This window comes from Paenibacillus phytorum (genome assembly GCF_013141715.1).
Lineage (GTDB): Bacteria > Bacillota > Bacilli > Paenibacillales > NBRC-103111 > Paenibacillus_E > Paenibacillus_E phytorum.
Genome location: NZ_WHOA01000019.1, coordinates 25,652 through 41,804 on the forward strand (window position 1 = coordinate 25,652; position 16,153 = coordinate 41,804).

The 16,153-nt window shown below is 43.9% G+C and carries 7 protein-coding genes and 1 pseudogene; 4 read left to right on the plus strand and 4 right to left on the minus strand.

Annotation, left to right across the window (positions count from 1 at the left end):
* Nucleotides 1–178: 178 nt before the first annotated feature.
* Nucleotides 179–3,334: a DUF4838 domain-containing protein gene (locus GC098_RS02910; protein WP_171640806.1), complete on the plus strand. Its 3,156-nt coding sequence runs from the start codon at nucleotides 179–181 to the stop codon at nucleotides 3,332–3,334.
* Nucleotides 3,335–3,453: 119 nt separating this feature from the next.
* Here GC098_RS02910 and GC098_RS02915 read toward each other — a convergent pair whose 3' ends face one another.
* Nucleotides 3,454–3,600, minus strand: a complete 147-nt coding sequence (locus GC098_RS02915) for a type 2 periplasmic-binding domain-containing protein (protein WP_171640808.1) — start codon at nucleotides 3,598–3,600, stop codon at nucleotides 3,454–3,456.
* 724 nt (nucleotides 3,601–4,324) lie between these two features.
* Between GC098_RS02915 and GC098_RS02920 the strand changes: the two genes are divergently transcribed.
* A complete protein-coding gene (locus tag GC098_RS02920; protein WP_171640810.1) occupies nucleotides 4,325–5,488 on the plus strand; it encodes a DUF4317 domain-containing protein in 1,164 nt (387 codons plus the stop codon).
* Nucleotides 5,489–5,768: 280 nt separating this feature from the next.
* Nucleotides 5,769–5,992, plus strand: a pseudogene (locus GC098_RS02925) (transposase-like zinc-binding domain-containing protein); the annotation flags it as partial.
* Nucleotides 5,993–6,289: 297 nt separating this feature from the next.
* Here the strand turns inward: GC098_RS02925 and GC098_RS02930 are convergent.
* The 3 genes from GC098_RS02930 to GC098_RS02940 form a co-directional block, all read right to left on the minus strand.
* Nucleotides 6,290–7,837 (minus strand): extracellular solute-binding protein, encoded by a 1,548-nt coding sequence (locus GC098_RS02930; protein ID WP_171640812.1) that lies wholly within the window; start codon nucleotides 7,835–7,837, stop codon nucleotides 6,290–6,292.
* A gap of 110 nt (nucleotides 7,838–7,947) precedes the next feature.
* Nucleotides 7,948–8,829 (minus strand): carbohydrate ABC transporter permease, encoded by an 882-nt coding sequence (locus GC098_RS02935; RefSeq protein WP_171640814.1) that lies wholly within the window; start codon nucleotides 8,827–8,829, stop codon nucleotides 7,948–7,950.
* Between the two features lie 26 nt (nucleotides 8,830–8,855).
* A complete protein-coding gene (locus GC098_RS02940) occupies nucleotides 8,856–9,812 on the minus strand; it encodes an ABC transporter permease (RefSeq protein WP_246358389.1) in 957 nt (318 codons plus the stop codon).
* A gap of 371 nt (nucleotides 9,813–10,183) precedes the next feature.
* Here GC098_RS02940 and GC098_RS02945 point away from each other — a divergent pair, with 371 nt between their 5' ends.
* Nucleotides 10,184–15,934 (plus strand): discoidin domain-containing protein, encoded by a 5,751-nt coding sequence (locus GC098_RS02945; RefSeq protein WP_246358390.1) that lies wholly within the window; start codon nucleotides 10,184–10,186, stop codon nucleotides 15,932–15,934.
* The last annotated feature ends 219 nt before the right edge of the window (nucleotides 15,935–16,153 follow it).

Consider the following 16,153-nt stretch of genomic DNA (forward strand, 5'->3'; position numbering starts at 1 on the left):
GTGACTGTTCTGCCTCTCAACTAAATGGGACTTTTGGTAAAGTTTGAAAAATGTTCAACCTTATGTTGGCGGTACATTCAAAGTACGATATGGATGTACAAATATTTTGGGATGAGGATAGTCTTGTCCCATCTGCCTCGGCTAGTGCCGGGAGCATTGTAAAAACGAGGAGGATTATATGCGTAGAAAGACATTTTTAAAATGGCTTACTGTGATCCTGGTGCTCATCTTTTTCATGCAAGTTAATGATTTGAATTTACGCGCTTACGCCTTGGATCAGCCTTCGTTGCTTCAGGAGAATGAGTTGACATTCGTTGACAATCATCAAACCAAATCGGTTATCATTTGGTGGAGCAAGAACTCCAATTCGGAGATAGCTTCGTATGCCGCTTCGGAACTGCAGAATTACGCCCGTAAAATGGCAGGTGCTACGATCCCTGTTCTTGAAGGAAAGATAACAGCGGAGGATGCCGCTCTGGCAGGTGGACTATCGAGCGCGATTATCGTTGTAACCGGCGAGGAAGCAAGCCAGTATAACGTTAGCGGTCAAACAGCCGATATCTCTGGACAATGGCTTGCTTCTGCCGCCACGAAATTGTCTGATGCGAAAGAGGATTCGTTCCTTGCAGAGGTTAGCGGGACTCGTTTGGTTTTAGCAGGTTCAAATGACAGGGGAACTTTATATTCAGCCTATGATTTGCTTGAAAAATTAGGTGTTAAGTTTTTTGCCCCGAACTTCGATTTTTATGAAGGAAACGCCGAATACGTACCCTCGACAAGATCCATTACGGTATCCGCCTCGAACACCGTGATTCAACCCAGCTTTAAAATTCGCCGTAAATATGTCGAGGAGGGTTGGAGTCATTCCGTAGATAATTTACCTCAATTGGTAGATTGGATGACAAAAGTAAAATTAAACACGCTAGTCGTTCCTTATGACTATATCGCTATAGGAAAGACAAAGTGGGACGATTTTCGCGAGCAGTTGATCCCCGAGCTGAAAAAGCGTGGAATAACCGTTGAAGTTGGGGGACACGGATTTGAAAGTTTTCTTCGCAAGGACAAATACCAAACAGCACATCCGACATGGTTTCCCTCAGGTAGTAACGTGTTTAACGTCGCGGACGATACAGCTGTGAATGCATATGTGGATGAAGTTATCACATATTTGAAGGGGCGCCCGGAAATCGGCATTTTTGATGCTTGGCCGCCGGATTCAGCAACTTGGCCTTCGTCCGCCTACCAAAAGTTTGGAAGCGAGTCGAATGCGTATGCTTACGTCGTGAAAAAACTTTATGAGAGAGTACGCAATGAATTGCCAGGCGTTAGAATTGAGGCCATCGCATACGATAATTACACCTCACCGCCTACCAAGTATATGTACGACAACTCAATCATTATTGATTTTGCTCCTTATGGCCGCAGCTACGTCCAAACGATCTTCGATCCGAATTCAACTACGAACAAATCGTATATTAATCAGATTAACCAATGGAGGTCCGTTTTTAACGGCGATCTCTCGATGTATGAGTATTACCGAAGATATGCATTTCATTCGCTGCCGTTTGTGTTACCCCAGCTGATCGGCCAGGAGATGCCTTATTACCGAACATTGGGAATAGCCGGTATTGGTACCTACTCAGAGCCGGGGGACTGGATTCCATTTGAAATTACACATTACATTTTGGCCAAATTATCCTGGAACGCCGATTTAAATGCTCAGACATTAATCGATGAGTATGTTCAGTCCAGATACGGCTTAGCCTCCGGAGAAATGAGCCAATATTTCCAACTCGTCGAGGAAGCGGGCAGAGCAATATTCAGTCAACCAGCAGGCAATTATAATAATTTAATTAACGTCACCAAAATGAGAGATAACTATTTACAAGCAAAAACACAATTGGACAACGCGCAAGAAAAGGCAGTGAGCGGAACCTCGACGGCGTACATGCTTCAGCGCTTGGCGTGGAATATTGATTATGCAATCGCCGATACCGAGGTTGAATATTATCGCTTAAAAAGTGATACGAACAGTTCTAAGACAGCAAAACTGCGTGCGCAGGATGCGATTTACACGCATCGCTTCGATGGAATTATGCTGCAAAACATCTACTCCATGCGAAGATATATCAGCGGATTAGGGACTGCAAACGCAAATTGGATGTACGATGTGAATCGAGGTAAGTTGAAGTATGCCCCTATGGTGACCACGATGGCACCAAATCAAACAAACTTCGTAAGCAACATGGTGGATGGTAATGAAGGGACTGTTTTCTGGTCCAACTCGAGTCCGGGTATAGGCGATTATGTTGGTATCGAGTTGCAAGCTGTGAGTTTTATTAAATCTATTCATTTGTCAATGGCTACGGGTGCGAACCCGAATGAGTATATCCGAAATGGTGTGGTCGAAATATCCACGGATTTCAAAGAGTGGAAGGCGATTGCTACGGTTACGGATCAGCCAGAGATTCAATTGTCAGTAGAAGCAGGTACGCAGGCGAAATATATTCGGATTCGCACGACGGCCACGCAGACGCAAAAGGTTATAATTCGTGAATTTAGCGTTGAGGTTGCGGTAGATCGTACTCCACCGGTAACAACAGTGAATGTTACATCATCTGTGCCGGATGGAAAGAACGGTTGGAATGTAAATCCAGTTACGGTTAGCTTGGATGTTTACGATGATTTATCTGGCGTAGCCCGAACGGAGTACAGTCTGGATGGAGGAGCTGCGTGGCTAAGCTATACGTCGCCTGTAACGTTCAGTCAAGACGGCAAGTATACCATTAGCTACCGTTCAATAGACAATGCCGGCAACATAGAAATGCCAAAGACCGTCAGCTTCAAACTGGATGCGATTGCTCCGACAATCACCGTCACCGGATTGGTGTACGGTACGTATAGTGACTCCGTGGATATCACGCCAATCATTGTATTGAGCGATGACCTGTCCGGGGTCGACAATAGCAAAACTACAGTGATGTTGGATACGTACGTGGTGCAGCAAGGTATAACGATTCCTCTTTATACGCTGCCTCTCGGTTTGCATGAGTTGATCGTAACTTCGGGCGATCTAGCGGGGAACGCAGAGAGCCAAATGATATTATTTCAGACAACAACTAACTCCAATTCCTTAAAGTCATTAGTTACGTATTTTGCGAATGCCGGATGGATCGATAATGCGGGTATCGCGAATAGCCTCCAAAGTAAATTAGACGCGAGTAATTTTGCTGCATTTGTTAATGAAGTGAACGCGCAGAGCGGAAAGCATATTACTAGCCAAGCTGCAAGCTATTTGCTGCGGGATGCTCAATATTTATTGTCCCTAAAGTGATCATCAATAAGATTACAGTGTACGCTGGAAATAATCCCAAAGGAAGAAGTGTCAGAAAATAATGTTCAAGTCAAGCATATGAAGAAGCAACAGTTTGTATTTAAATGTTTTGCGATAAATCAGACCAAGCTTCCGAAATGCTTGTTGAAGAACTGGCGAACGAGAATATTAGGCTGAAACATGGCAAGAGGATGCGCTAGAAGCTCTGCTAGGGGGATGGCATCCGCCGTGGCGAGCTGGTGCCCTGACGCGATGGTAAGTTGCAATTTTACTTTGCGGGCTCAGTAATTCTTTTTTTAGGATTTAGACAGGATTTTTTAAAAAATTACAGTTGATTATTTAAGATATAAAGAAAAAAAACAAAAAATCACAGATGCAATTTAACAGAAATTTCTTATGATGTGCCATTTATTTTCTAATAGTAGATGCATATTAATGCATAAATGTATAAGTTCAGATTTTTATTACAAATAATTTTGAAACAGTGGATCTATCGGGATAAAGGAATAGACAAATTGAATTTTAATATGAAACAAAATAAACGGAGTACCGCGGGTTTGCGGGCTCCGTTTTATAATTATTTATGAAACATCACAGTTTTTTTGTTTTTGTTTTGTTTGTTTGTTTTGTTGTTCTCCCTCAATTCTTTTTTATTGTGTCTGTGTTGTTATAATTTTCGAGAAAATTTTCGGAATTAGTGAGGATAGATTCTCAAAATTGTTGAGAAATCTATAATAATGCATTAACATACAGGAAGTAGTCTATCCAAGTCTTTAAAAGTAGAGTTATTTAACCAATTGCGAGACATGTGGAGTGCTATTCACTCTAAGTTTGGAACGGAAATAAAGGAAAGTAACCGTGGAACCCTTCTCATGAAGGGCTTTTGTTTTGATGTGAACACTCAGGAAGGCAAATCATCCGTTACAAATTTCCTATTCAATCATTAGTACTAGTAAGGCCATTTTACTTCATAGGAGCGTCTGAAGGACCATGATAAAGAAAGAAATCGCGCATATTCGCAAGCATTTTAAATTGGATAACGAAATGCTTAAAATCCACGATATTTTTAACGTGTATATCATGAAGGAAAGCAACGAGATCTACCATTATGAGCGCCAACCGTTCGCCCTAGTAGACAGGGAAAAGCAGGAACTATATATGCTCAATTTCAAAAAACTGCTGACCGGCGAATTAGATCAGAAGATGTATGAGTTAAAGTTTCAGGAGGAAGCGGAGCAGCCTACACAGGTGCTTCTCCATCAAGGTTTAGTGACTGGTAATGCGGAAGAATGGCAAGATCTGATGCTTTTGTTGGTAGAAAAAATGTTGGTGGATACCACATACGAACAGGATACAGTGATTACTTTCGTTCGCGGACAATATTCACGGCCGACTAAGAGTAGGAACGAAGATGCCATGGAGAGCGAAAAAAACGAGATGTTCGCGAATCTATTCATTCTGTGCAGCGTGAATTCTACGGAACAACAGAAGAAAACGCTCATGTTTGACTATGTGGAGAGAGAATTTAAGTATAACGTTTTCGTAGATCCGATCATCAAATTGAACACGCCGGAACAAGGTTTTTTCTACCCTAGTGTGACAGACAACTATTCCGACGTGAATCGCATTCTGTATTGCTCGGGGAGAGCGCATGAACCGAATTGGCATTTCATCGATCAAGTCTTAAATGCAGAGAAGACCGTGACAGCGTTAGAAGAGAGAGCCATTTTTGAGGATATCGTGAAGGAAGTGGCGGGCGATCAACTTGATGCCGCTACGATCGCTCATGTGTATGAGGAAATTCATCGGGTCATCGAGTCCAACGAGGATGAAGAACCTCCAAAGCTGGACTATAAAGATGTGGAACGCATGCTGTCGGTCAGTGGTGTAGAGGGCGTGACGATGGAAAAGGTGGAACGAGCGTTCCAAAACGTCGTCGACGACAAAAACTATGAACTCAAAGCAAGCAGCGTCATGCCGAAGTTCACTTCGAAATCGATTAAAATTGATACGAAGATAGCCACGATTTCGGTCAGTCCTCAAGATTTAAAGTACGTGAGACAGGTAAATTATCAAGGAAAACGATGTATCTTGATCGAGGTCGACGAAGACGTCGTGATCGAAGGATTTACGCTCAGTACGGAGACCTTGTAGAATGCATTTCCGCCGCGGCGGAATTTAAATTCTAATCAATTCTGAAACAACAAAAACGGAGCACCGCGGGATTGCGGGCTCCGTTTTCTAATTAATTATGGAATATCACGTGCTTAATGTCCTTTGCATCCCCAAATAAAACATAATCCGTTGAGAGCCCAAGAAGAACAGATGAAATTTTAATTAATGGCTGTGTTAAAGGTAAATGTTGATAATTGAAACCTCTCCGTTTCCCTTATATAATTAATATAGGAACAAGTATTCGTGTTTGGTTGTAAGGATGGATAATGCGTTTAGCAATTTGTTAAAACACATTGATAAATTAACCCTAACAAAAAAAGAAAAAGTCTATCAATGGGAAAAACGCTATGTTGATCCTTCTTCCTCCGTCGGCGGACGTTTAATCAATGAAATGAGGGAGACTCGCTTTAAAGCGAGTTCGAGTGCCCTCACTGTAATTCTGAGCAAGTTGTTCGATTCGGAAAATACAATGGTCGTCAACGAACCTGAACGTCTACGGTAAACTGAACGCTTCTTGGCAGTTGTACAATTTTAATGTATATATTTAACGAGTCTCGGCGTTACAGCCGAGCCGTTAGGTATGATGACCTTCACCAAAACAGGCAGGTACAGCACTATGGATGTTTCGGAATTTGTGAAGAATCATGCTGGCGCTTTATGCCATTCGTACTCATTAAACATTTGGTTTTCTAGTTAAAAGGCGCTCTCTCGCCTAAGATAATGACAAAAAGGCTGCCCCTTAACAGCATTCAGCTGTTGAAGGGACGGCCTATTTTTTAATTATTTTTTAGCGTGCAGGTTGTTGTACGCTTCCGTCATTTCTTTGATCAGCTCGTCGCCGCCTTGCTGACGGTATTTCTTGACGTAATCGTCGAATGCGTCGAGCGGCAGCTTGCCTAGAACGATCTTGGCTGCTATTTCTTGATACATAGGGGAGTTCCCAGGGTTGATATCCGGGAATTTCTTCACGGTTTGCGCTTCAGGCAAGCCTTGCTCCGCTTTGAGCAATCCTTCCTTGCGGGACATCTCCATAGCGCTTACCCTCATATTGTACAAGCGCTGTTGATCTGGAGTGCGCTTCAAGTTGTTGTCTACGATCGGATTCATCGTACCTTGAGAGCCGAATGCAAGAATGCGTAGATCTGACTTGTTAGTCTTGTCCTTGGCATCGTCGTAGACGAATTTGTCTCCCTCTTTCGTATACGTATCGCCTTCCAGACCAAGTCGGTGAAAGATTACCCCTTCATCCGTAGCAAACCAATCGAGCATCTTAATGATGGCTTCTGGGTTTTTGGCAGCTTTCGTAATAACGTAATATTTGTCGTTCGGCTTCTTAATGCCGCCTACTGGTCCGTTGTAACCTTTACCTTTCGGCGTTGGGATGGCAATCAGCTCCGGTTTTTTGCCGGGCAGCGCTTTGGTTATAGCATCGTTCCAGTTTTCGATGGAATCTGTCAAATGGACGAACGAGCCAACCACGTCGGCATAAACTTTTTTGTCAGTGGTTGCGTTGGTCAGGAACTCGGAATCGAGCAGCTTTTCGTCATACATCGTCTTCAAAAAGCCCAGCGCGGTCTTCATATTCGGGTTGATGATGTCGGGAGTGACCTCACCGTTGAGCACGTGATAGTTACTCTGGCCGATGCCCCACATGCCCGCAATGTTGTACCACCAAGTGAAATTGGATCGCATGGTAAAAGCAATTTCATCCTGCTTGCCGTTTCCGTTCGGATCCTTGTCGCGGAATAAACGGAGTAGGTCAAGTAACTCGTCGGAGGTTTGCGGAATTTTGCCGCCGACCTTCTCCATCCAATCCTTGCGGATATACAAAATGTTGTTGGAAGGGGAAAGAAGGACTGACGGGATACCCATAATTTTGCCGTTAATCGTTACATCGTCCCAGGAATCCTTAGGTATGAATTTTTTCAGATTCGGACCGTATTTGTTAATCAAATCATCCAGTGGAATCGTCTGATTGCCCGTTAGCACACCGGCCGGATTCAGCCCCGAGGCTTGGATCAAATCCGGGATTTCACCGGAGGCAATCTTCAGGCGAAGGTTCTGGTCGAAGCTGGCACTAGCAATAAGCTGCATATCCAGCGATACATTAGCCTTCTGATTGATGTGTTTTACGAAAGGCTGGTCGTTGATGTCCGGCAGCGGTTTGGCGTAGTCGGACAAAGCGTAAGTAATTTTAACCGGAGTGGCCGGTGTCGCAATATTGCCTGGTGCTGGCGATTGTATCTGCGCAGTTCCGTTTGAACAAGCGGACGTGAGAAGAACAGCTGTAGCACAAAGCAGAGTGACGGTTTTTCTGGATCGTTTCATGAAAAGACCTCCATTTTATTATGTGTAAGATATATTTTTAAGGATAAAGAAAGATAGGGGATGCCTGTTGGATGATCGCTTTCTTTATCAAGAAAAATTAGAGCTGGCGTCTAGCCTTTGACCGAACCGACCAAAGTGCCCTTAATGAAATGCTTCTGAATGAATGGGTAGATCAGCATGATTGGCACGGTCGCTACCAGGATGGTTGCCATCTTCAAGCCTTCCGGCGATGTATCGAGTGTGGCTAATTCATTGACTGTGGAGTTAACGTCGCCAAGGTTGCCCTGTGCAATCATACTGTACAAGTAGAGCTGCAACGGCCGGAGAGCAGGCTTCGTAATGTAAATTAAGGCGGCGGAGTAATTGTTCCAATGGCCGACCGCGTAATAGAGTGTCAACGTCACCAGAATCGGCAGCGACAGTGGCAGGGCGATGCGGAACAAAATACCGTATTCGGACATGCCGTCGACGCGGGCAGCCTCGAACAGCTCCTCTGGCAAATTCCGGAAAAAGGTATAGCATAGAATCATATTGAAAACGCTTAAAGCAGATGGAATAATAAGCGCCCAGATTGTGTTCAGCATGCCGAACGATTTGACCACAAAATAAGATGGTATCAAGGGAGCTGAGAAAATCATGGTAAAGATGATCATCAGCATGAAAAATTTTCGGCCCTTGAGTCCGGCTTTGGACAGCGGGTATGCCATAATGACCGTTAAGAACATGTTCAACGCAGTTCCGAGAACGGTGATGATAATGCTGATTTTAAACGATGACCAGAACGCCATGTTTTGCATGACCTTGATATAATTGTCCACATTAAAATGTACGGGCCACACCTTGACTTGTGAGTGGATCAGCGCGTTGGTGGAGCTGAAAGATCCTGCTGCAATATGCAAGAACGGCACGAGCACGACCAAGCACATAAGTCCTAGAAACAAGACATTCATCGTATCGAACAGATTTTCGCCAAATGTTTGCTTAATCTTCATGGATTTAGACTCTCCTTCTGCTTAAATCAGTACAAGCCGTTGCCGGTTGTGGCGTTACTAATCTTGTTGGTTATCATGAGCATGAGTAGGCCGACAACAGATTTGAACAAACCGATGGCGGTTGTGAAGCTGTATTGGCCTCCAATAATCCCTGCCCGGTAAGAAAACGTATCCAGTACGTCCCCGACCTGGAAGCTGATCGGTGTTAGGTATACATAGATATGCTCGAATCCGAGATCCAGAATGTGCCCTGTTTTGAGTAGCAGCAGGATCATAATCGCGGGAATGAGACCTGGGAACGTGATATTCGTGAATTGCTTCCATCGTCCTGCTCCGTCGATCTTTGCAGCTTCATACAGCGAAGAGTCGATACCGGCAAGCGCTGCTAGGAAAATGATGGAGCTCCAACCCATTTCCTTCCATATTCCTGATAAGATGATTGTTCCGCGGAAGTATTTGGGATCCCCCAGGAAGTTGATTTTTTGAAAGCCTAGATCGGCGATAAACTGATTGATAAGTCCGACCTGCGTAGACAGCATCATGTAGGAAAGTCCGAAAATGAGCGTCCAGGACAAGAAATGTGGCAAATAGAGAATGGTTTGGGTTAATCGTTTAAACACTCCGAGACGCAGCTCGTTGAGCAGACAAGCCAATATAATCGGTGCTGGAAACGAGAAAATCAATTGATAGAAACTGATCACAAGCGTGTTGACGAACAGTCGCTTGAAATTCGGGTAAGTCAATAACTGATAGAACCACTGCATGCCGACCCAGGGGCTCTTCCAAAATCCGTCGAAGATGTTGTAATCCTGAAAGGCGATCACGCTGCCGAGCATCGGTACATATTTGAATACCAGCAGATAAATCAGCCCCGGCGCCAACATGATGTAAAACGCACGGTTACGGATGATATATTGCAGCAGGCCGCCTTTCTGTTTGAGTTTCTTCGCTGTTACAGCAGTAGTCATTGAATGTGTGTTCATTGTGAACTCCTCTCCCATTCGTTAGGTGTGATTAAAGTATAGGCATTTGCTTGATCGAAAATGAAGAAGCAGAACATCAAAACGCACGACAAAAAATCAAACATCATTTTTTGCGTAAAAATGCTAATCGATAGAAAGTTCGATTGATGTTTGATGGTTTACTGAATTTTGGCTTATCCGAAGATTTGAATAATTGTATCTTGATTTGGCAAACTGAGGATTCCTAACGAGCCTGTTTTAGAGCAATATAGTATTGTAAGGTCAATGAAAGCGTTTGTAAAAATGAACGGAGGGGATTATGAATGTTAACTCGTTTCAGTTTAATGAAAGCACTACGATCAATAGTCTTATTTACGATGATAGTGAATGTAATGCTCCCAAGTATGATTATTCCAATAGCTGCAGCTGCAGGAGCGTCGACCAATTTGGCTGCAGGTAAAACCTATTCGTCTAGTACCGCCTTTAACTCAAGTCCTACTTGGGCGACTCCGAAAGCGTTTGACGGTGACCCGAATACCGCTTGGAGACATAATTCAGCTGACACCTCTCCATGGCTTCAGGTCGATCTAGGTTCTTCGATGAATTTCAATCAAGTTAAGCTGCGTGCGCCGAATATCAGCGGAATTGATTACGCTTCCAGAGCAACTAACTTTGAAATTCAATATTCCAATGACAAGATACAGTGGACATCAATTTACAAAACACCTTCAGGTGTAACGGATTCAATATCAAGCACGTCATCGCGTTCATTTGACTTCAATACGGTTCAAGCGAGATATGTGCGTTTTTGGATACCGACTGCGCCCATTCCGGCATCAGTTGCTGGTATATCGGAATTTGAAATTTATGTAACTCCTACCGGAGTCGTAGTAGACAAAGCATCCATCACCTTAAGCAAAAATGGGACCAGCACGCAAACTGCCACAGTTCAACCCGCTGGAACAGACCAGAGCGTAAGCTGGACAACCAACAATCCGAGTGTAGCAACGGTAACCGGCAGTGGTGTCGTAACAGGTGTCGGAGCGGGGAACGCAGTCATTAGAGCGACAAGCGTCACTAATGCAACTTACTTCGCTGAGACGAGTGTAACTGTCGTTGCTTCCAATAATAAAGATATCACAGCGTTTAGCTTTCAAAACATGAGTTCCACATGGGATGGCAACATTGATGAGAGTCATGGGACCATTTCGGTTCATCTACCCGAAGGCATGCCGCTTAACCCTTTGGTCGCTCACTTTCAGACCCTTGGAGAAGCAGTTTATGTGAACAATACGCTGCAAATCAGTGGCGTAACTTCCAATAATTTCTCATCACCAGTCACCTATAGGGTCGTTGCAGAAGATCACACAACCAAAGAATATGTGGTATCCGTCACGAGTCGTGGCGTGTCTCAGAAAGAATTAACGTCGTTTACTTTTAACAGTTTGACTCCACCAGTGAATGCTTTCATTGAAGGTGATAACGTAAATGTGGTCGTTCCAAGCGGAACGAATACGACAGCTTTAGTTCCAAGCTTCAATTATGTCGGCAAGAGGATCGAGTTGAATGGAACAACACCAATAAGCGGTGTAACGAGCCAGGACTTCTCGAATTCGGTCACCTATACGGTATATGCCGATGACAACACCTACCGAAATTTTATCGTCAATGTGTATAAAGAACTCTCTGCCAATCCGGTCAATATGGCATTGGGAGCGAAAGCGACTGCTACGAGTTTAGGTTTCTATAGGAACCCACCAGAAACATTGACCGATGGGGATCCTAATTCGTCTTGGCGCCGTAATAGCGCCGATTTGCTCCCTTACTATATGACGATTGATTTAAAGGAAGTGAAATCCTTTAACAAAATCGTGCTAAGGGAAGCATTGCGCAACGGATCTTATCGTACGATGGGTTTCACACTTTACGCATCCACAGACGGACAACTGTGGTCCAAGTTAAGTGAAGGAACAACCATTACTTCGCAATTGGATGTGAGTTTCACTGCAACAAGCGCAAGATATGTACGATTAGTCATTACTGGGGAAGATAACCTCGACTTGCCGTTTATATCAGAAATTGAGGTGTATAACATTACCGCGCCTGCGACAGCAATTACGATTCCTGCTTCACTAAATTTGCTAACGGGAGCTCATCAAAGTCTTCAAACCAATGTTATACCTGACACAGCGGATCAACGTGTGATGTGGAGCTCGTCCAATCCATCTGTGGTTAGTATAGATAAGAATGGAACGATTACTGGCTTGTCAGCGGGTACCGCTATGATCCGAGCGACCAGCGTCTCCAGTCCTACGATCACCTCGGTTTCTGCTGTAACCGTAGGAGCGCAGGTGAGCACGGCTAAAGAAATGACTACATTCACGATCCTGAATGTTTCTCCTGAGTTGAGCGGCTCAATCAATGGTAACCTGATAACGGTCATTGCACCAGTTGGAACCGACCTGACTAATCTTGCAGCAGGCTTTAGCACCAATGGCAGTTTGGTAACAGTTGCTGGTTTGAATCAGCAGAGTGGTATCAGCGTTAATGATTTTACAGGCCCAGTGGTTTATAAAGTGACAGCAGCAGATGGTTCTTCTGTAGACTATACCGTTCAGGTTTTAATCAAGGAAGACTCAAAGGACCTTACTTCCTTTAGCTTCTTAGGAATAAATACGACGGTTACAGGTACGATTACCTCCAGTATGATTAGTCGTACAATTGCTGATGCACCTGGCGGCAAATATTCGATTACTGACGATTACAATAATAGCATCGCATTAATTGTTCCTAAAGAAGTGGATCTTTCAAATGTAGTTGCTACATTCCAGACTTCAGGAGTACAAGTAGAAGTAAATGGTATGTCGCAAATCAGCGGAAGTACTGGAATTGATTACCGAGATCCTGTCCTGTTTACAGTCAAAGCAGAGAATGGCACAGAGAAGACTTACAAGGTAACCGTTTATCAGCAGACGACAGATGCGACTGTGACGGTAAGTGATCAGGTTGTAGGTCAAACGTTGAAATACGTTGGTTCCAGCGGCGTCACCTTCCTAGAGGGCGATAATGTTGCTGCTTGGTATAAATATTCCAACGTTAATGGCGTTCGTTATTGGTTAACTCCTGAGCGGTTTGTTCAGGCGGCTAATGTAAACGGCTCTCCATCCGTATCGAGCTTAAGTGCTTTCGATACGATGAAAGCTGATTTACGCGCCCGCATGAACACAACAATGACGGATCAAACCTATATTAACTGGACAAACGTTAAAGCGAATTATTCTCATTTGTGGGATGGAACAACGGAGTATACCATTGATAGCAATATGCAGAAGTTCAAAGAAATGGGTATCCAAGTACTAGCAGAGCTGAATGACTCTGGTTATGCGGGCTATTCGGATGAGAATGATCCTGAAAAATGGAGACAATCGTGGAAGAAATGGCAGGAATTTTATGCTTCTGCATTTTATTTGTCAATAAACTACGGAGTTACGGAATTTGAAGGACCGAATGAGCCGGAAGCCATTATTGTAGGCAATACACCAGAAGAACGAGCAAAAGAAGTAGACAAGTTCGTATACTTCCTGAAGATTTATTCTGACGCAATTCATTCTGCTCTTGATGATGTCAACAGACTAAAGGGAACTGCGTTGAAACCGACTTTTGCTGCTCCTACATTGGCTTCTAGTGGTACGAGTGATATTGCCAAGCGGATGATGAACGGTAACCGAATTAATTACAGGGGGGAAACAGTTTCAACCGATATTGTAGATACGTTTGTAAAGCATAATTACTCGGGGAATGTGAACGTGTATGGCAAAGAAATTGATGCTATGAACAGAATGATGGCTCAAGAATCCTCGACGGGTCAAGCACTGCCTATCATTTATACGGAGTTTAATTACGCTCCAGGTGCAAACTGGAAGACATTCTCGGTCACCAATGATACTCCTGACGTATTCCAGGCTGAAGCCGGCGTATGGCAAAGGGCAATGGATAAGAATGTTCAGGGGATGTATCAGTTCAAATCAGCCAATATTTACAGCGGAGTTAATGGAAATGCTGTCATGTTTATGTATGACCGTTCCAGGGATCCAGCCCAGAACCTTGTGCTTGGTAAGACGGTCACGGCAAGCTCTAATCAAGCTGCTGCAAGCAAAGTGGTGGATGGCGACTCTAGTGACGGTTCAGCATGGGTAAGCGGAGCAGGTACAAATCACACATTAGATATTGATTTGGGGAGTATGAAAACCATTCAACAAGTGAAAATTGATTTGGGTGACGCGTTATATAACCCTGGACAGAATAAATATACGGGAACTTTCGGAAACTTTAAGCTTCAATATTTTGATAGTATCGGTAGTACGTGGAAAGACACCGTAAATGTTACGTCAAATACGAACAACTTTGCTGGAGGTATTATCATTCCGGTTACAACGAATAAGCTGCGATTCACTTCGACGGCAACCGGGCCTATAAAAATTAGAGAATTGTACGCAACTGAACAAATTCCCGTCTATGATGTCGGTGGACCGACGAAGAATGCGGAAACGACAAGACTTTTTGCAGAAGGGTTCAAGAATGAGCGTGATTTATATGCGACGACAGCTGTGGCAAAGTATGATGCCAGCTATGAGGCTTCCACAGCTTTTGATTTTGCAACGTCCAATTATTACATCTGGATTCCACAAACTAGTGATCTCGTGGATTACCGGACAACCATTGACTTGTCAGGCTTAGATGTACAACCAGGTAATTTGGTATCGATTCGAGAGGTTAGTGCATCAATTTTTGGAGGTGTCGTGTACCGGGCTCCATTAGCTTCTGACATGAAACTGACAGTCGTGCAGCCGAAACAAAGTGCATGGTTAGTAACTGTTTATAAGGGAGACCCCATGCCAACGCCGGAAACAGTCATCGCCAGTGAGGATGCGCAGGTTTCGTTAGGGGCTTCACTTTCTACTAACTTTGGAACAAGTCCTAGCATGACTGTTCGTCAAAGCACGAGTGCACTAGACAACAATTCCGCAGTGTACTTGAAATTCCCAACTTATACGGGTGTAAGGGCCGCGAACCTGAACGTCTTCGGTAAACTGAACGATTCATCGCAGTTGGATAATTTCAATGTAATGGTCTATGGAATCACTGATTCTGCATGGACGGAGTATACATTGACAGGAAGCAATGCGCCGAACATAAACGAGAGAGCCACCTATTTAATGGATCTCGGAGTTACAGCCGATCCGTTAGGTATGATGACCTTCACCAAAGCAGGCGGATACAGCACTGTGGATGTGTCGGAATTTGTGAAGGAACATGCTGGTTCTACGATGTCATTTGTACTTATTAAAGAAAAGAGAAACTACGCCGAAGTGAACGATAACGATTTAGTCGTGTTGAGTTCTCGTGAAGGCGAAACGGGACAACAGCCTAACCTGGAATTGTGGGGGGCAGATGTACCGGACACGGCTGCACCGACATGGTCAGATGGAAGCATCGCAGAGTTCAATGTAACACAAACGAGCGTTACACTTTCTTGGAACGGAGCAGAAGACAACGTAGGAGTAAAGGAATATAAGATTTTTAAGAACGATGTTGAAATTGCAACAGTAGCTGGTACGGATTACAACGTAACCGGTTTGACGGCAGGCTCCGCCTATATGTTCAAGGTGGAAGCCGGAGACGAGGCGGGTAATTGGTCAACTACAGGTCCAAGCAAGCAGGTGACGACGCTCGCCCTGAGCAGCAATGCTAATTTAAGTAGCTTAGCTATCAGCCAAGGGACCTTGAGTCCTGTCTTCGCTAGTGGAACAACGCTCTATAGGACAACTGTAATCAACAGTGTAACGTCAATAACCGTTACTCCGACAGTAGCAGATGCAACAGCGACCGTTAAGGTGAATGGCGTGCTAGTCACAAGTGGAACACCAAGCGCAGCAGTGAATTTAGCTGTAGGTGACGGAAATGTAATTACCATCGTAGTTACCGCACAAAACGGTACTTCGAAAACCTATACTGTCGAGGTTACACGAAGCAAAAATGGTAAGGACAAAGACAAAGACAAAGACAAAGACAAAGACAAAGACAAAGACAAAGACAAAGACAAAGACAAAGACAAAGACAAAGACAAAGACAAACATAAATAAAGACAAACATAAATAAAGACGCAAAATAATGGAACAGAGCTCCGGTTATTACCCGAGCTCTGTTTTCTTATATAAACTAAATTCCTTTGTGGTGCAGATTACTAAAAACAGATTTCCATCATTATCCTGCAAGTGCTAGATTTCTGCTCTGATAAGTTCTACAATATGATAGCAAGACGCAATAAGATATTGTACTAGCTTTTAAGTTAAGGGTGGGGT

Bases quoted from the DNA above. Each gene is read 5' to 3' on its own strand.
- GC098_RS02910 (WP_171640806.1), top strand. From the start codon at position 179: ATGCGTAGAAAGACATTTTTAAAATGGCTTACTGTGATCCTGGTGCTC.
- GC098_RS02940 (WP_246358389.1), bottom strand. From the start codon at position 9,812: ATGAACACACATTCAATGACTACTGCTGTAACAGCGAAGAAACTCAAA.
- GC098_RS02920 (WP_171640810.1), top strand. From the start codon at position 4,325: ATGATAAAGAAAGAAATCGCGCATATTCGCAAGCATTTTAAATTGGAT.
- GC098_RS02945 (WP_246358390.1), top strand. From the start codon at position 10,184: ATGCTCCCAAGTATGATTATTCCAATAGCTGCAGCTGCAGGAGCGTCG.
- GC098_RS02930 (WP_171640812.1), bottom strand. From the start codon at position 7,837: ATGAAACGATCCAGAAAAACCGTCACTCTGCTTTGTGCTACAGCTGTT.
- GC098_RS02935 (WP_171640814.1), bottom strand. From the start codon at position 8,829: ATGAAGATTAAGCAAACATTTGGCGAAAATCTGTTCGATACGATGAAT.